This is a genomic window from Neoroseomonas marina, from assembly GCF_012927745.1.
GTDB lineage: Bacteria > Pseudomonadota > Alphaproteobacteria > Acetobacterales > Acetobacteraceae > Neoroseomonas > Neoroseomonas marina.
The window spans coordinates 334846-351922 of the sequence record NZ_JABBKX010000004.1 but is presented as its reverse complement, the minus strand read 5'-3'; the positions used below and the strand labels follow the sequence as shown (position 1 = coordinate 351922).

Below are 17077 nucleotides of genomic sequence, written 5' to 3'. Positions count from 1 at the left end.
CCCCTCGGCCGGGCCTATTGCTGGACCAGGATGTTCCCCAGCGCGAAGCCGATCGTCGCCTCGTCGGCGAGCATCGGCCGGTTGGCGAAGGCGCAGAGCTCGGCGATCTGCTGCGGGATCTCGACCGCCTGGTAGAAGGCGAGTGGCGTCGCGTTCTCCGCGATCGCGCGGATCGTGAAATGCACCGCGGCTTCGGGATAGGCGATGCCGCGGTCGCGCGCGCTGGCCAGCAGGATCTTGGCGAATTCCCGCTCGTCGGGGCCGTGCACGTGGATCTTGTAGGGCAGGCGGCGCAGGAAGGCCGGATCCATCAGGTCCCGCGGCGACAGGTTGGTCGAGAACACCAGAAGCTGGTCGAAGGGGATCTGGAAGGACTGGCCGGTGTGCAGCTTCAGGAAGTCGATGCGCCGGTCCATGGGCACGACCCAGCGGTTCAGTAGCGCCTCGGGCCGCGCGAGCTGGCGGCCGAAATCGTCGATCAGCAGCACGCCGTTCATCGCCTTGACGTGCAGCGGCGCTTCGTAGAACCGCGCCGTCGTCTCGAACTTGAGGTCGAGCATGTCGAGGCTGAGTTCGCCGCCCGCCGAGACGAAGGGGCGGCGGCAGGGCACCCAGCGCGGGTCGAACTCGTCGGCGAGGAGGCTCGCGACGGAACTCGACTGTGCTTCGATGCCGAGGCGGCGATGCACCGACGGGTCGAAGACCTTCACGATCTGTCCGCCGACCTCGAAGCAGTGCGGCACGAGCACCATCGCGCCGAACATGCGGACCATGCGCTCGGCGATCGATGTCTTGCCGTTGCCGGGCGCCCCGTAGAGCAGGATCGACCGGCCCGAATTCACCGCGATGCCGACCTTGGCGAGCAGGTCGTCCGGCACCGCGAGCGGGTGCAGCGCGCCGGCGACGATCCTGGGCTGGACATGCTCGCTGCGGATCGTCTGCTTGAGCACGCGGGCCGAGTAGTCGGCGAGCGAGACGGGCAGGGGGCCGATGTAGGAGTTGTTCGCGAAGGCTTCGACCGCCATGGAACGGCCGCGCGGCGTGAGCTCCACGCGCAATTCGCCCGCGACGATGCCGGGCTTGAGCTCGACGATGTTCTGCGCCCGCGCGCTCTCGATCAGCGAGCTCGACAGGCGGCGGGAGATCGCGAGCGTCTCCGCGATCGAGGCCGTCGTGCCCTGGCCGGCCGTGCTGAGGTACTTGCAGAAGATGTCGAGGATGATGCGCTGCTCGATGCCGAGCTGCGCCAGCGTATCGGGTGGGGCGGGCAGGCCGTCCTGCAGTTCCGTGACCTGGCGGGCGCTGAGCAGGCCCATTTCGACCAGGACGTCGCCAAGCGGCCGCCCCGTGCGGCTTTGCTGCGTGAGGGCTTCGTTGACGTCGGCGCGCGGCACCAGGTCCAGGGCGACGAGCAGGTCACTGAGACGCAAAACGGCCTCCACCAAGGCGGTTTGGTCACGCCGTGGGGGCGGCGCGATCGGGGTGGGGGGGATTAAGGCATCTTAACCTCATGGTTGTGCGAGGTCCATCGTAACGGAGGCGGACTTGCGCCGCCGCGGAAGCGCTCCAAGCTGATGCCCGCCCCCATGACGCCCCTCCTCATCGGATCCGAGATCTATCGCCGGTCGACCTATGGACCGAAGCATCCGCTGGCGATCCCGCGCGTCTCGACGACCCTCGACCTGATCCGGGCGCTCGGCTGGATGGATCCGGCGCGCTACCACGACAGCCCGATGGCCACGCCGGAGGCGCTGGCGCGCTTCCACCACCCGGACTACCTCGCTGCCCTGATGCGGGCCGAGGCCGAGCAGGGCGTGAGTCCGGCCGATCGCGAGCGCTTCCGGATCGGCGCCGACGGCAACCCGGTCTATCGCGAGGTATTCCGCCGACCGGCGACCTCGGCCGGGGGGACCATGCTGGCGGCGCGGCTGACCGCGCGGGGCGGCATCGCGCATGTGCCGGGCGGCGGGACGCACCATGGGCGCCCGGATCGCGCCTCGGGGTTCTGCTACCTCAATGATCCCGTGCTGGGGCTGCTCGAATGGCTGGGACTCGGCCTGACCAACATCGTCTACCTCGACATCGATGCGCATCACGGCGACGGCGTGCAGGACGCCTTCCACGACGATCCGCGCGTCTTCACGCTGTCGGTCCACGAGGACGGCCGTTGGCCCTTCACCGGCGGGGTGGCGGACCGGGCCGGCGGCCATGCCCGCAACATCCCGGTTCCCCAGGGGTTCAACGACAGCGAGATGGCCTGGGTGCTGCACGAGGCGATCCTGCCGATCATCCGCCACCTGCGGCCGCAGGCGATCATGGTCCAGTGCGGTGCCGACGCGCTGGAGGAGGATCCGCTCGCCCGGCTGTCGCTGTCGAACAACGCGCACCGGGCGGTCGTCGGTGCCGTCATGGGCCTGGCGCCCCGGCTGATCGTCCTGGGTGGGGGCGGCTACAATCCCTGGACGGTCGCCCGCTGCTGGGCGGGGGTCTGGGGGACGCTGAACGGCTTCGCCATGCCCGACCGTCTCGGCGCGGAGGCGGAAGCCGTGCTGCGGGCCCTGACCTTCCACCGGTCCGCCGGGCGCCACCCGCCGGACCATTGGTTCACGACCCTCGCGGACGCACCGCGACCGGGCGTGGTGCGTGCGGTCGTGCGGAACAGGGCCGCGGCGGCGCGGGCGGACCTTCCCGCCCCACCGGCCGCCGTGGCATGACAGGGACCATGATCTTCCGCCGATCCTGCCTGGCCATCCTTGCCGCGTTGCCGACGGCCGCGCTGGCGCAGCCCGGGGCGGACCGCCCCCAACCGCGGCTGCCGACCGAGCCGCTGGTGATCGTCACGCGCGACGGGCGCCGGCTGCCCTTCACCGTCGAGATGGCGATCCAGCCGGAACAGCAGATGATCGGCCTGATGTTCCGCCCGGAGGTGAAGCCGGACGAGGGCATGCTGTTCGACTGGGGCGCGCCGCGCGAGAGCAGCATGTGGATGCGCAACACCATCACGTCGCTCGACATGGTGTTCATCGCCGAGGACGGCCGCATCCATCGCATTGCCGAACGCACCGTGCCGCTGTCGCTCGCGACCGTTTCCTCGAACGGCCCGGTGCGGGCGACGCTGGAACTGCGGGCGGGAATCACGGAACAGCTCGACATCCGTGCGGGGGATCGGGTGCTGCATCGCCTGTTCGGCACCGCCCCCTGAGGCAGCGGCTTGCCCGCGGCGGGCGGCTTCCATAGGGTGCGCCGCGACGGGGCGTGGCGCAGCCTGGCTAGCGCGCCTGTTTTGGGTACAGGAGGTCGTGGGTTCGAATCCCGCCGCCCCGATTGGAATTCCGAGGACGAAGCGCATGCCGCAGCAGAAGGGCCTGGCCCGCATCTTCCAGCCGCCGAAGTCGGCGATGCAGTCCGGTCGCGCGAAGTCGCAGGGCTGGGTGCTGGAGTATGAGCCGTCGGAGCCGAAGGCCCTCGACCCGCTGACCGGATGGGTGGGCTCGGGCGACATGCTCGGTCAGGTGCGGCTGAAGTTCGAGTCGCGCGAACAGGCCGTGGCCTATGCCGAGGCGGGCGGCATTGCCTATGAGATCGAGCCCACGCCGCCGACGGCCGCGATCAAGCCGAAGGTCTATGCGGACAATTTCCGTTTCGGCCGGGTCGAGAACTGGTCGCACTGATCGCGGACCGCCGTGGTATCACGGCGCCGGGCGCCCTTAGCTCAGTTGGATAGAGCAACGACCTTCTAAGTCGTGGGTCGGGGGTTCGAATCCCTCAGGGCGCGCCATTGCCCGGCGCGCGAATGACGGCCCGTGAACCGGATCGATCCGACCCCCGGATTCGCCTCCCAGCCCGACATGCTGGTCGATGCGCCGGCAACGCGAGACGAAGCTGCTGCGGTTCGGCTCATCGGCCGATGCCGGCAGCCATTCGGCGGGGTGTGGGCCGGCGCGGTGCTTCTCTGGATTTCCAACGTCGTCGGCGCCGCGGCACGATGACGTCGCCCGGAGCGCCACCGCGCCGGGCTCGTGTGGGGGCGGATGATGCCCCCGACGACGGTCCGAGGAGGGCGTTCGCCGGGCAGAACATCGACGTCGACCGCGCGGCACGTACCGTGGGCGCGACATTCTCCCGCTGGCCGCAGAGGCCCTCCACCGCCGCCTATGGCATCGACGTCCCGGCGGAGCGTCCCGCCTTCCATGCCGCCGTCCCGGGACGGCGCAGCTCGGCACACCCGCGGGGCGGCATCGGTGTGTGAAGTCTGCGTGGCGGGGCGCATCGCGACTTGCCGGCATCGGTCGGCGCCACTAGCAAGCCGGTCGCATGGCCTGCATCGTACCGCGTGGATTGGTAGCGCCGCGCCGATCCCCGTTGCCGTTGGCGCTGGTCGTGGGCGGCCTCGCCTTCGCTGGTCCGGCGACCGTCACGGCCGAGCCGACGCCTTCGGACGCGATGCTCCCGAGCCTGGCGCGACAGCAGGATGCGCTCGAGGCCCAGGGCTTCATGGTGCGGGGGCAGGCGACCTTCGTCCTCCAGGGCCACCCCGCCTTCCGTTCCCCCTATCAGGGGGCCGGCAGCCTCACGCCCGCGGCCCAGGCGCGGAACACGCTGTCGGCCGACCTCGTGCTCGGCGTCCAGCTCTGGCAGGGGGCGGAGTTCATCCTCGACACCCAGGTCAGCCGCGGCTTCGGCCTGTCGGGCACGACGGGCGTCGCCTCCTTCCCGAACGGGGAGGCCTTCCGGCTCGGCACCGAGAACCTTGTCGGCTACGTGCCACGGGCCTTCCTGCGGCAGACGGTCGCGCTGTCCGCCGAGACCGTGCCGGGCGATGACGAGGATCCCCTGCGGTTCCGTGGCCCCCGGCCAGCCGAGCGGATCACGGTCACCGCCGGCAAGGTCTCGGTCTTCGATATCTTCGACGACAACCGCTACGCGCACGACCCGCGCACCCAGTTCCTCTCCTGGGGGTTGGTTTCCGCGGGCGCCTTCGACTTCGCGGCCGATGCCCGCGGCTACACCAACGGCGTCGCGCTGGAATACGACGCGCCCTGGGGCGGGTTCCGCGCCGGCGCCTTCCAGGTGGCGCGCTACATCAACTCCCTGTCGCTCGATCCGCAGCCCTTCAACGGATACCAGCTGCTTCTGCAGGCCGATCGGTTCTACGAGGCTGGCGGGCGGCCGGGCGCGATCCGCCTCCTCTATGGCTTCAGCCGCACGCGTTCGCAGAACTGGAACGAGTTGCTGGACGGCGACCTGACGGACACCGGCCAGAACCCCGCAGGCTACCGCACCAAGAACATGCTGGTGCTGAACTGGGAGCAGGAGGTCGCCGACGAACTCGGCGTCTTCGCGCGACTGTCCTGGAACGATGGGCGGGGCCAGAACTGGATGTTCACCGAGCAGGACCGCGCCGTTTCCTTTGGCATGCAGATGACCGGCGCGCGCTGGGATCGCGCGCGGGACACGGTCGGTCTCGGGACCAATATCGGCTTCATCTCGGGCGGGCGGCAGGACTTCCTGTCGCGCGGCGGCATCGGCTTCATCACCGGCGATGGGCGGCTGGACTACGCACCCGAATGGGCGAGCGAGCTGTACTACGATGCGCGCGTCGCGCCGGGCCTCAACGTGATGCTCGGGGGCACGCTGGTGGTGAACCCCGCCTACAACGCCGATCGCGGCCCCGTGGGGATCCTGTCCGCGCGCCTGCGTATGGCCTTCTGAGTGCTCGGGTCAGCCGGGCAGGCGGCCCCTCACGGCATTGGCGTGGGACGCGTAGCGGATCGCGCCGCTCGCATCCGTGGGCAGCGCCGCCCGCAGGCGGGCCACCACGGTGTCGACCTGGCCAGGCGGGGCGTTGGATAGGATCGAGCGGATGCTTGCCGAGCTCGTGACGCTGTCCCAGACAGCATCGAAATCGGGAAAGTGCCGTTCCACCGAGATGCGGCGTGTCTCGACCTCGGTGAACCCCGCGTCGCGCCAGAGCGCGGCCAGCACCTCCGGCCGCGCGGCCTCGACGCGCGGGGGCAGCGCCGGCGTGGCGCCGAGCGCCCGGAACTGCGCCTGGAGCGGCTCGTAGGGAAAGCCGCCACCCTCGAAATCCCAGGCATAGGCGGCGGCCAGCCCGCCCGGACGGAGCACCCGCGCCATCTCCGCAACACCCTTGGCGGGGTCGGGGATGAAGAAGATCACCAAGGCCATGGTCGCTGCGTCGAAGCGGGCCGGGTCGAAGGGCAGGGCCATGGCGTCGCCTTCGAGGAAGGTCGCCCCTGCGGCGCCGGGCCGCGTGCGCGCGAAGGACAGCTGGCCCTCCGACGGGTCGATGCCGACCGCCTCGGCCGGCGCGCAGCGTTGCATGATGAGCTCGGTGAAGGCGCCGTTGCCGCAGCCCACATCGATCCAGCGCTGACCGGGGGCCGGGGAGAGCCAGTCGAGGAAGACGTCCCCCGCCAGGCGGCTCCAGGCACCCATCGATCGCTCATAGCCCGCGCCATCGTTGAAGACGATCTGGCTGCTCATCGGCAGGTCTCCCCGGGAGAGCCGGAGCCTACGCCCGCCTGAAGCTCCGTCGCGAGCATCATCGTGGCCCGCTCGTGCCCGGGTCGCGATGGCGCCAAACGGTTGACCGCGCCCTCGGCTCGGCGATGCTGGCGTCCGATGAGCGATGACGAGGACGACGCGGCAACCGTGCCGGTGGCCGAACGGGGGCTCCCGGCCGGGACGCCGGTGCTGACCCCGACGGGCGAGCGCCCTGTCGAGACGCTCGCGCCTGGCAGCTTGGTGATCGCCGTCTCGGGTGAGGGGGCGCCGTTCCAGCGGGTCCTCGAGCTGCGCCGCGCGGTCGTGCCTGCCGCGCTGGTCCGGCTGAGGGCTGGCGCCCTGGCCGACGGCGCCCCGCGCGAGGACCTTCTCCTGCCGACCGGCCATGCGCTTTTCATCGACGACATGTTCGTCCAGGCCGGGGCGCTGCTTGGCAGCCCTGGGGTGCGGCTCGAGCAGAAGGCCGGGCTGTGCGAGGTCTTCAGCCTCGTCCTCGCCGGCCATGATGCCGTGCTCGCGGCCGGTACGCCGGTCGAGACGGCGCCAGGCGCGGACACCCCCATGCCTTGCGAACGGGCGGAACCTTGGCTGCGGGCGCGGCTGGCCTGGCGCGCCGAGGCGATGGGCTGGGCCGAGCCCCTGCCGGAGGAAGTGCCGGCGCTTGGGCTCGACCTTGCGGAGGAACTCGCGTCATCGGCCCTCGCACCGGCCTTGCCGCCGTCGCCCTTCGCCGGCCCGGGGGCCTGAGCACCCGGCGCGCCGACGTGCTAGCCTGACGACATATCGACGGAGGAACCGCCATGACCGAGGCCTGCATCGTCGGCTGGGCCCACAGCCCCTTCGGCAAGCGCGAGGACGCACCGGACCTCGAGACGCTGATGGCCGGCGTCGCGCGGGCCGCGATCGAGGATGCGGGCATCGCGCCGGCCGACATCGACGCAGGCTTCGTCGGCGTCTTCGGCGAGGGCTTCACGCCGCAGGGCTTCCCGGCCTCGCTGGTGCTGCAGAGTGTGCCGGAACTGCGCTTCAAGCCGATCACGCGCTATGAGAATGCCTGCGCGACCGGCTCGGCCGCGATCCATGCGGCGCGGGATTTCCTCGCCGCCGGGCGGGGCCGCTTCGCGCTGGTGGTCGGGGCGGAGAAGATGACCTCCACGCCAGGCCCCAAGGTCGGGGACATCCTGCTCACGGCCTCCTACCGCAAGACCGAGCAGGACATCGAAGGCGGCTTCGCCGGCGTCTTCGGGCGTATCGCGGAAGCCTATTTCCAGCGGCATGGGGACCAGTCGGATGCGCTCGCGGCCATCGCGGCGAAGAACCACCGCAACGGCGTCGACAATCCCTGGGCGCAGATGAGGAAGGACCTCGGCTACGCCTTCTGCCGCACCGAGAGCGAGAAGAACCCCTTCGTCGCGCGCCCGCTGAAGCGGACCGATTGCTCGCTCGTCTCGGACGGCGCCGCGGCGCTGGTGCTGACGGATGGCGAGACGGCCAGGGCGATGACCAAGGCGGTGCGGTTCCGTGCGGCCGTCCAGGTCAACGACTTCCTGCCCATCGCCGCGCGCGACATCACCCGCTTCGAGGGCGCGCGCGAAGCGTGGAACCGCGCCTATGCCGAGGCCGGGGTCACCGTCGCGGATCTCTCCTTCGCCGAGACCCATGACTGCTTCACCGTCGCCGAGCTCATCGAATACGAGGCGATGGGCCTGGCGCCGGAAGGCCAGGGGGCGCGGGCGGCGCTCGAGGGCTGGACGGCGGCCGATGGGCGGCTGCCGGTGAACCGCTCGGGCGGGCTGAAGGCGAAGGGGCACCCGATCGGCGCGACCGGCGTGTCGATGCACGTCCTCGCGGCGATGCAACTGACCGGCACGGCCGGCGCGATGCAACTGCCGAAGGCGGATCTCGGCGGGGTGTTCAACATGGGCGGGGCGGCCGTGGCGAACTACGTCTCGATCCTGGAGCGCGCCCGCTGAGCGCTGGCACGCCGGCTGCAACGTCAACGACGTCTGGTTGCCGGGCCCGTCCCGGGCCGGCAGCTTAGCCTTCCTCAAACCTGACCTTGAGGCCGTCCTTCCGGGGACGGCCTCTTTTTTTGCCTATCGACATTTGCAATTCGCAATGCGTTTCGCGAAGCCACCTGCGCGCGTCCATGCACTTTTTCTTCATTTCCCTCCGCCAGTCTGCCGGCAGCCAGCGGGCTTCCACCAGGGTCCGCGGCAGGGGCAGCGGACGGAGCGCAATGGACGGGGTTGCGGAGGCCGGCAGCGCGACGCGACCGGAAGCGGGGCAGGGACCGGCGCCGCCGGCGAGGCCCGGCAGTTCGGAAGGCGTATTGAGTTTCGACGGCGAACTGCGCGTCGGGCTGGTCAGCGGGCGGGCCGGCATATTGCTCGGCCTGTCCCGGCAGGCGCGACGCGCGCAGGGCTTGGCCGAACTGCTGGAGGCGAGCCCCCGTCTCGACCGCGACGCGACGGCGACCCTGCTCGCCGCGTGCCTGTCGGCCACGACGCCGAACGGCGAGACCGATGCCGACCTCCGCCTCGCCGGTGCGCCGGGGCTTCGCTTCGCGATCCGCAAGGCGTCGCGCGGCACCTTCATCCTCGGCATCGCGTCGGACCCGATCCTGATCGCCGGCGGCGGCATCGATCCACTCACCGGCCTCGCGGACCGGGCCATGTTCCAGGCGCGCCTGGCTGCCGCGCTGGACCGTCCGGCGCGCCGGCGCTGCGGCGCGGGAGTGCTGCTCTGCGACCTGGAGGGGATCCGGGCGGTCAACCAGGTGCTGGGCCACGCGATCGGGGAGGACCTGTTGCGTGCCGCCGCGCGGCGCCTCCAGGCTGCGGTGCGGGACGCCGATCTCGTCGCGCGCCTTGCGGGGGAGGAATTCGCCGTCCTGCAATCGGACGTCGGCGAGCCGGCGCATGCGGCGGCCCTTGCGGCGCGGCTCGTGGACCTGCTCGGCCGACCCTACCTGATCTCGGGCGAGACGATCGTCGTCACGCCGCGGATCGGTATCGCCGTCGCGCCGGCCGATGGTGCCGAAGCGCCTCTGTTGCTCCGCCGCGCCGCCATGGCGCAACACGAGGCACCCACCGCCGGCGCGGGATCCTGGCGCCGCTTCAGCCCCGAGATGGACCTGCGCTGGCAGGAAAGCCGCGCGCTCGAGGCCGCGCTGCGGATCGCGGTGGCCGAGGAGCAGTTCGAACTGCACTACCAGCCCCAGGTCGCGCTGCCGGGCCGGCACCTCACGGGATTCGAGGCGCTGATCCGCTGGCGCCATCCCGAGCGCGGCCTGCTCACCCCCGCCTGCTTCCTGCCGATGGCCGAGCGCCTTGGGTTGATGCAGCGGATCGGGGCCTGGGTGCTGCGCGAGGCCTGCCGGACCGCCGCCGCCTGGCCCCGGCCGCTGCGCGTCGCGGTGAACATCTCCCCGGCGCAGTTCGAGGATGAATCGCTGCCCGCCGCCGTCGAGGCGGCCCTGGCGGACAGCGGCCTCGCACCGGATCGGCTGGAACTCGAAGTGACCGAAACGGTGCTGCTCGCGACGGGCGACGCGGCGCTCGCCCAGTTGTTGACGCTGCGCGCGCGCGGCGTGGGCATCGCGATGGACGATTTCGGGACCGGGCATTCCTCGCTGACGCAGTTGCGTGCCTTTCCGTTCGACCGGCTGAAGATCGACCGCTCCTTCGTGAAGGACCTGCCGGCGGGTGGCGACGCGCTGGCCATCGTGCGCGCGGTGACGGGGCTCGGACGGAGCCTCGGCATCGCGGTCACGGCCGAAGGGGTCGAAACCCAGGCGCAGTTGCAGGACCTGCTGCGCGAAGGCTGCGATGCCGCGCAGGGGTTCCTGTTCGGCAGGCCGGTGCCGGGCAGCGATGTTCCCGCGGTGATCGGCGCGCTGGCCGCGGCCTGAACCTCAGGCCGGGACCAGCACCACGGCCGCGGCCTGGGCGGCGATGCCTTCGCCGCGCCCCGGGAAGCCAAGGCGCTCGGTCGTCGTCGCCTTGACCGAGATCGCGTCGATCGACACGCCAAGGAGCTCCGCCAGCCGCGCGCGCATCGCCGCGGCATGGGGCGCGATCTTCGGGCGTTCGCAGATCAGCGTGACGTCCGCATTCGCCAGCGCGCCGCCGCGCGCGGCGATGCGTTCGGCGGCATGACGCAGGAAGCGCGCGCTGTCCGCATCCTTCCACTGCGCCTCGGAAGGCGGGAACCAGCGGCCGATGTCGCCTTCCGCCAGCGCGCCGTAGATCGCGTCGCACAGCGCGTGGATGCCGACATCGGCGTCCGAATGACCCGACAGCCCGAGGTGATGCGGCACGGTGATGCCGCAGAGGATCAGCGGGCGACCCTCCACCAGGCGATGCACGTCGAAGCCGGTGCCCATGCGGGGGATCATGCGGGCGGCGAGATGGGCTTCCACGCGGGCGAGGTCCTCGGGCCAGGTGATCTTCACGTTGCTCTCGCCGCCCGGCACCAGCGCGACCGGCAGGCGGGCGGCCTCGAGCAGGGCGGCATCGTCGGTGGCGCTGCCGTCGCCGCCGCGATGCGCGTCGCGCAGGACGGTGTAGCGGAAGGCCTGCGGCGTCTGGGCGCGGAACAGGGAATCACGCGGCACCGTTTCGACGATGCGATCCAGGGCGCCGCGCTTGAGCGTGTCGGCGACGGGCTGGGCGGGGATCGCGCCCGGCGTCGTCTCCAGCGCCGCGAGCAGCGCGGCGATGGTGCCGGGCGGGATGACCGGGCGCGCGGCATCGTGCACCAGCACGACCGCGGGCGGATCGGCGGCCAGCGCCTCGAGCCCCGCGCGCACGCTGTCGGCGCGCGTCGCGCCGCCCGGCACCGGCGGCAGCACCGGCAGGCCGTCGAGCAGCGCGGCGACCTGCGCTTCTTCGCCGGGCGCGACGACCGGCTGGATGCGATCCACCAGACCCTCGCGCAGCAGCGCCTCGGCCGCATGGCGCATCACGGGGCGGCCGAGCAGGGGCAGGTATTGCTTGGGGGCCTCGGCGCCGAAGCGGGTGCCCCGCCCGGCGGCCATCAGCAACGCGGTGACCGTCATGCCGCGCTTCTATCCCGCCACGCGCGGCGGGGCGAGGGCTCAGCCGCGCCGCTTCAGCGCCCGCAGGTCGACGATGCCAGGTGCCGTGCGCGGATCGGCGAGGCCCGGGAAGATCGCGTGCTTCTGGATCTTCTGCGTCGCGGTGGTGGGCAGGCTGTCGACCACCAGCAGCCAGCCGGGCGCCTTGTAGTAGGCGAGATGTCCGTTGCAGTGCGCGAACAGCGCCTGGGCCGGCACGTCGCTGGCGAGGACGACGCAGGCGAGGACTTCTTCCTCGCGCAGTTCGTCCGGCACGGCCATCACGGCGGCCTGCGTCACCTCGGGATGCGCGAGCAGCACCGCTTCCACTTCGGCGGCGGCGATGTTCTCGCCGGAGCGACGGATGATGTTCTTCCGGCGATCGACGAAATGAACCATGCCGTCGGGGCTGCGGCGGACCACGTCGCCGGTGTGGAACCAGCCGCCGCGCCAGGCGGCCTCGGTCGCCTCGGGATCGTCCAGATAGCCCGAGAAGAAGTCCCGCCGCGGCGTCGCGGCGGAATGGCGGATCAGCATCTCGCCCGGCGTGCCGTCGGGCCGTTCCGCCCCGTCATCGCCGGCGACGCGGATCTCGAGGCCCGGAAAGGCGCGGCCGAAGGCGCGGGTGCCGACCTGGCGCGGCTCGGCGCTGGCGGCGGTGATGCGGACCATCTCGGTCATGCCCCAGATCTCGATCATCGGGAAACCGAAGCGGGCCTCGAAGGCGGCGTGCAGGGTGGGCTCGATGCCGGCGCCGATGCCGCAGCGCACGCCGGCGGCCAGCGGCTCCTCGCCTGGCGGTTCGTTCATCAGCATGGCGGCGACGACGCCGAGGTAGTGGACGATGGTCGCGCGGGTCGCCGCGACCTCGCGCCACCAGCGGCGGGGATGGAAGCGTTCGGGCTGAACCTGGCAGTTGCCGGTGAGGATCGCGCCCATCAGCGACAGCACGCCGGCATTCACGTGATAGAGCGGCAGCGGGTTGTAGATGCGCTCGGACGCGGGGCGCAGCGTCGCGATGCCGCCGAGGTCGGCGTAGCGCGCGCCCGAGGCGAGTTCGTAGCCGTGCGACAGCACGCAGCCCTTGGGCCGGCCTGTGGTGCCCGAGGTGTAGAGGATGCTCGAGGGCGTCTCCGGCCAGATCGGGTCGGTCGAGGCCGCACGAGCGGGCGAGGGGAGCCCGTGCGGGAACGCCTCGGCCGTCAGGAGGGGAGGCCGGTGGCCGCAGCCGGCGATCGCATCGCGGACACGCTGCTCCCGCGCCGACAGCACAACCAGCAGCTCGGGGCGGCTGTGGTCGACCAGGTAGGCGATCTCGGCGGGACGGTATTCGGGGTTGATCGGCACGACGCAGGCACCGAGGCCGTTCAGCGCCAGGCGGTGCAACACCGCCTCGGGGCGGTTCTCGAGCAGGGTCGCGACGCGATGGCCCGGGCCGAAGCCGGCGGCGGCATAGGCGGCGGCGAGGCGCGTGACCGCCGCGCCGGCGTCGGCGTAGGTGATCTCGACGCCATCGGGCAGGTAGTCGCGGGCCGGATCGGCCGGCACGGCGAGGAAGGGGCGGGCGCCATGCGCCGCGACCGCCGCCGCGAAGGCGTCGCCGATGGTGCTGGGCGCTGGCGTCACGGATCCTCCCCGGGGCCTCGCGCCATGCTAAGGCGGCGCCGCGCGGGGACGCCACCCGGTGGCCCGAGGGCTCGCCAACCGTCCGGCTGCACCCATATGCATCATGCCGCGTTGCGGGCGCGGCTCAACCGGGGTAGTCTGCCTAAATCATGAGCAATGCATTCGACAGCGGCACGACGCCCCGGCCGGGCGACGGGGGCGCCGGGCCGAGGGTCGCGCCGATCGAGCTCGGCGCCGTCCGGATCGAGACGCCTGTGATCCTGGCACCGATGTCGGGTGTGACGGACCTGCCCTACCGGCGGCTCGCCCGCGCCCTCGGCGCCCCGATGGTGGTCAGCGAGATGATCGCCTCCCAGGCCATGGTCCGGGAGAACCGCCAGACGCTGAAGATGGCCGAGGTGGACGGCTTCGGCGGCCCGGCTTCGGTGCAGCTCGCCGGCTGCGATCCGCAGACCATGGCCGAGGCCGCCCGCCTCGTCGTCGATCGCGGCGCGGCCATCGTCGACATCAATTTCGGCTGCCCGGTGAAGAAGGTCGCGGTCGGGCAGAGCGCCGGCTCGGCGCTGATGCGCGACGAGATCGCCGCCGCGCGCATCCTGGAAGCGACGGTGAAGGCCGTGTCCGTGCCGGTGACGCTGAAGATGCGCATGGGCTGGGACCACAACAGCCTCAACGCGCCGCGCCTGGCGCGGATCGCCGAGGAATGCGGGATCCGCCTGGTCACGGTGCACGGCCGCACCCGGCAGATGTTCTACACCGGCGTCGCGGACTGGGACTTCATCCGCGGGGTGAAGGACGCCGTCTCCATCCCGGTCATCGCCAATGGCGACATCGTCACGGTGGAGAATGCCGAGGAGGCGCTGCGCCGGTCGGGCGCCGACGGCGTGATGATCGGCCGCGGTTGCTACGGCCGTCCCTGGTTTCCCGCCACCATCGCGCGGCGCCTCACCGGAGGCGACGCGGCCGAGCCCGTGCTCGTGGAGCAGAAGCGCATCCTCCTCGAACATTACGAGGACATGCTGACGCATCACGGGCGCGACCCCGGCGTGCGGCTCGCGCGCAAGCATGTCGCCTGGTACTCCAAGGGCCTGCCCGGCTCCGCCGAGTTCCGCGTGCAGGTGAACCGCTGCGATACGCCCGAGGCGGTGCGCGAACTGGTCCATGCCTTCTACGACCCGCTCATCGAACGCGGCGTCGAAGCGGTGCGCGACGCCTTCCGGGAGGCCGGCGAGGACCGGATCGCGGCATGAAGGGCGGGCTGCTCCGCCGCGTGACGGCGGTCGCGGCCCGGCCCGGACGCAACGGCCCCGAGCCCGGCGCCGTGCTGTCGGCCATCGCGGTGCCGGTCGTCGTGCTCGATGGCGACAACCGCTTCGTCTCGGTCAATGCGGCGGCGGAGCAGTTCTTCCAGACCTCGGCGGCCTCGCTCGCGCAGTTGCGGCTGACCGATCTGCTGCCGGAGGACAGCCGGCTCTTCGCGGTGATCGCGCAGGTCCGCTACGTCGATGCGCGGGTGTCAGACCACGACCTGACCTTGGAAAGCCCGCGCCTGTCCCGGCGCGGCGTCTCGGTCCACGCGGCGCCCTTGCCCGAGATGCCGGGCGCCGTGGTCCTGACGCTGCAGGACGGGTCGACGGCGCAGATGCTGGACCGGCAGCTGAACTTCCGCGGTGCGGCGCGCGGCGCCTCGGCCATGGCGGCGATGCTGGCGCATGAGGTGAAGAACCCGCTGTCCGGCATTCGCGGCGCGGCGCAGCTGATCGAACAGAGTGCCGCCTCGGAGGGCGACCGCGAGCTCTGCCAGCTGATCCAGGACGAGGTCGACCGCATCCGGGGCCTCGTGGACCGCTTCGACATGTTCTCCGAACGGCCGGTCGAACTCGGCCCGGTGAACATCCATCGCGTCCTCGACCACGTGAAGCGGATCGCCGAGAGCGGCTTCGCCGCGCATCTGCGGGTGATCGAGGAATACGACCCGTCCCTGCCGCCGGTCTGGGGCAATCGGGACCTGCTTGTGCAGATTTTGCTCAATCTGGTGAAGAATGCGGCAGAGGCTGTCGATCCCGTGGGCGGGGAAATCGTCCTGACCACGGCCTACCACCACGGCGTGCGCATCGCCGTGCCTGGATCTTCGGACCGTGTGCACCTCCCGCTGCAGATCAGCGTGCGGGACAACGGCCCTGGAATCGCGGAGGAAGTTCGCGGCACGCTTTTTGAACCCTTCGTCAGCACGAAGCGGGGGGGTCAGGGGCTCGGCCTCGCTCTCGTCGCGAAGCTGGTCGCGGACCAGGGCGGGCTGATCGAATGCGACAGCCGTCCCGGGCGGACCGTCTTCCGGCTGTCCATGCCGACGCCTCCGCCGGGAATCTCTGGGACTGCGCAATGACCGATGCCCGAACCATCCTCGTCGCCGATGACGACCGCGCCATCCGGACGGTGCTGAGCCAGGCGCTCGCCCGGTCCGGCTACCAGGTGCGCGCGACCTCCTCGGCCTCCACGCTGTGGCGCTGGGTCGAGGATGGGGAAGGGGACCTCGTCATCACCGACGTGGTGATGCCGGACGAGAACGGTCTCGACCTGGTCCCGCGCATCAAGCGCGTGCGCCCGGACCTGCGCGTGGTGGTGATGAGCGCGCAGTCGACCTTCGCCACGGCGGTGAAGGCGACCCAGCGCGGCGCCTTCGAATACCTGCCCAAGCCCTTCGACCTGAAGGAACTGCTCGCGGTCGTGGAGCGCGCACTCGCCGCGCCGGCGACCGCGGCCGTCACGACCGGCGAGCCCGAGACCGAGAAGCTCCCGCTCGTCGGCCGGTCACAGGCGATGCAGGAGATCTACCGGACGGTCGCGCGGCTCACGACCACCGACCTCACAGTGATGATCACGGGTGAGAGCGGTACCGGCAAGGAACTGATCTCCCGCGCGCTGCACGACTACGGCAAGCGCCGCTCGGGACCCTTCGTCGCCATCAACATGGCCGCGATCCCGCGCGAATTGATCGAGGCCGAGCTGTTCGGCCACGAGCGCGGCGCCTTCACCGGCGCGCTCAACCGCGGCATCGGCCGCTTCGAACAGGCGGCCGGCGGCACGCTGTTCCTCGACGAGATCGGCGACATGCCGCCGGAGGCCCAGACCCGCCTGCTGCGCGTGCTGCAGGAAGGCGAGTTCACCACCGTGGGCGGCCGCCAGCCCATCAAGGCGAATGTCCGCATCGTCGCCGCGACGCATCGCGACCTGCGGCAATTGATCCGCCAGGGGCTGTTCCGCGAGGACCTGTTCTACCGGCTGAACGTCGTGCCCATCCGCCTGCCGCCGCTGCGCGAGCGGATGGAGGACATCCCGCTGCTGGCGCGCCACTTCCTCGATCGCGCCAAGGCGGCCGGGCTGCCGGGGAAGCAGTTGAGCAGCGAGGCGCTCGACGCCCTGAAGGCCCATTCCTGGCCCGGCAATGCCCGCGAGCTCGAGAACCTGATGCGGCGGCTCGCCGCGCTCTATCCGCAGGAGGTCATCGGCGCCGACGCGGTCGCGGCCGAGCTCGCCGAGGCGGTCCAGCCCGCCGGCCCGGACGGCAGCGCCCAGCCTGCCACCCTCGAACAGGCGGTCGAACGGCACCTGCAGACCTTCATGGCGGCCCACAAGGACGGGCTGCCGGTCCGCGACCTCTATGAACGCGTCCTGGCGGAAGTGGAGCGCCCTCTGCTCCGACTCGCACTCGGTGCTACAAGGGGCAACCAGATCAAGGCCGCCGCCATGCTCGGGCTGAACCGCAACACGCTGCGCAAGAAGATCCGTGAGCTCGAGCTGCCGGTCGTGCGCGGCCTGACCTGACCGATGCGCAGGCCCTGA

Annotated in this window: 15 protein-coding genes and 2 tRNA genes; 13 read left to right on the top strand and 4 right to left on the bottom strand. The window is 71.4% G+C overall.

What is annotated here, in order from left to right; all coding sequences use genetic code 11:
* Positions 1-14 precede the first annotated feature (14 nt).
* A complete protein-coding gene (locus GWK16_RS14830) occupies positions 15-1430 on the bottom strand; it encodes an ATP-binding protein (RefSeq protein ID WP_170054732.1) in 1416 nt (471 codons plus the stop codon).
* 156 nt (positions 1431-1586) lie between these two features.
* Here GWK16_RS14830 and GWK16_RS14825 point away from each other — a divergent pair, with 156 nt between their 5' ends.
* The 7 genes from GWK16_RS14825 (at position 1587) to GWK16_RS14795 (ending at position 5712) form a co-directional block, all read left to right on the top strand.
* Positions 1587-2714: an acetoin utilization protein AcuC gene (locus GWK16_RS14825; protein ID WP_338144482.1), complete on the top strand. Its 1128-nt coding sequence runs from the start codon at positions 1587-1589 to the stop codon at positions 2712-2714.
* An 8-nt stretch (positions 2715-2722) separates the two neighbouring features.
* A complete protein-coding gene (locus GWK16_RS14820; RefSeq protein ID WP_170054730.1) occupies positions 2723-3202 on the top strand; it encodes a DUF192 domain-containing protein in 480 nt (159 codons plus the stop codon).
* Positions 3203-3249: 47 nt separating this feature from the next.
* A tRNA-Pro gene (locus GWK16_RS14815) sits at positions 3250-3324 on the top strand.
* Positions 3325-3347: 23 nt separating this feature from the next.
* Complete coding sequence (locus tag GWK16_RS14810; protein WP_170054729.1) at positions 3348-3671, top strand: ETC complex I subunit; 324 nt, start codon at positions 3348-3350, stop codon at positions 3669-3671.
* 30 nt (positions 3672-3701) lie between these two features.
* Positions 3702-3778 (top strand) — tRNA-Arg (locus tag GWK16_RS14805).
* Between the two features lie 25 nt (positions 3779-3803).
* Positions 3804-3989, top strand: a complete 186-nt coding sequence (locus GWK16_RS14800) for a hypothetical protein (protein WP_170054728.1) — start codon at positions 3804-3806, stop codon at positions 3987-3989.
* Between the two features lie 379 nt (positions 3990-4368).
* Positions 4369-5712, top strand: coding sequence for a carbohydrate porin (locus GWK16_RS14795; RefSeq protein ID WP_170054727.1), 1344 nt, complete (start codon positions 4369-4371; stop codon positions 5710-5712).
* A 9-nt stretch (positions 5713-5721) separates the two neighbouring features.
* Here the strand turns inward: GWK16_RS14795 and GWK16_RS14790 are convergent, their stop codons facing one another.
* Positions 5722-6507, bottom strand: a complete 786-nt coding sequence (locus GWK16_RS14790; protein ID WP_170054726.1) for a class I SAM-dependent methyltransferase — start codon at positions 6505-6507, stop codon at positions 5722-5724.
* A 138-nt stretch (positions 6508-6645) separates the two neighbouring features.
* On the opposite strand from GWK16_RS14790, the gene GWK16_RS14785 reads away from it, so the two are divergent.
* The 3 genes from GWK16_RS14785 to GWK16_RS14775 all read left to right on the top strand — a co-directional run bounded on the left by GWK16_RS14785 (position 6646) and on the right by GWK16_RS14775 (position 10441).
* Positions 6646-7275 carry a Hint domain-containing protein gene (locus GWK16_RS14785; protein ID WP_170054725.1) on the top strand — a complete coding sequence of 210 codons (630 nt, stop codon included), beginning with the start codon at positions 6646-6648 and terminating at the stop codon, positions 7273-7275.
* Between the two features lie 53 nt (positions 7276-7328).
* Positions 7329-8501: an acetyl-CoA acetyltransferase gene (locus GWK16_RS14780; RefSeq protein ID WP_170054724.1), complete on the top strand. Its 1173-nt coding sequence runs from the start codon at positions 7329-7331 to the stop codon at positions 8499-8501.
* Between the two features lie 359 nt (positions 8502-8860).
* On the top strand, positions 8861-10441 hold the full coding sequence (locus GWK16_RS14775) for a putative bifunctional diguanylate cyclase/phosphodiesterase (protein WP_170054723.1): 1581 nt from the start codon (positions 8861-8863) through the stop codon (positions 10439-10441).
* A 3-nt stretch (positions 10442-10444) separates the two neighbouring features.
* Here the strand turns inward: GWK16_RS14775 and GWK16_RS14770 are convergent, their stop codons facing one another.
* Complete coding sequence (locus GWK16_RS14770) at positions 10445-11590, bottom strand: bifunctional 2-C-methyl-D-erythritol 4-phosphate cytidylyltransferase/2-C-methyl-D-erythritol 2,4-cyclodiphosphate synthase (RefSeq protein ID WP_170054722.1); 1146 nt, start codon at positions 11588-11590, stop codon at positions 10445-10447.
* 39 nt (positions 11591-11629) lie between these two features.
* The gene (locus GWK16_RS14765) at positions 11630-13234 is read right to left on the bottom strand and encodes an AMP-binding protein (protein ID WP_170054721.1); all 1605 of its coding nucleotides are present in this window, start codon (positions 13232-13234) and stop codon (positions 11630-11632) included.
* Positions 13235-13383: 149 nt separating this feature from the next.
* On the opposite strand from GWK16_RS14765, the gene dusB reads away from it, so the two are divergent.
* The 3 genes from dusB to ntrC are packed head-to-tail and all read left to right on the top strand — an operon-like array spanning position 13384 to position 17059.
* On the top strand, positions 13384-14484 hold the full coding sequence (gene dusB / locus GWK16_RS14760) for a tRNA dihydrouridine synthase DusB (RefSeq protein ID WP_170054720.1): 1101 nt from the start codon (positions 13384-13386) through the stop codon (positions 14482-14484).
* A complete protein-coding gene (locus tag GWK16_RS14755) occupies positions 14481-15620 on the top strand; it encodes a two-component system sensor histidine kinase NtrB (RefSeq protein WP_170054719.1) in 1140 nt (379 codons plus the stop codon). Before dusB ends, GWK16_RS14755 begins: the two co-directional genes overlap by 4 nt.
* Complete coding sequence (ntrC, locus tag GWK16_RS14750; RefSeq protein WP_170054718.1) at positions 15617-17059, top strand: nitrogen regulation protein NR(I); 1443 nt, start codon at positions 15617-15619, stop codon at positions 17057-17059. Before GWK16_RS14755 ends, ntrC begins: the two co-directional genes overlap by 4 nt.
* The last annotated feature ends 18 nt before the right edge of the window (positions 17060-17077 follow it).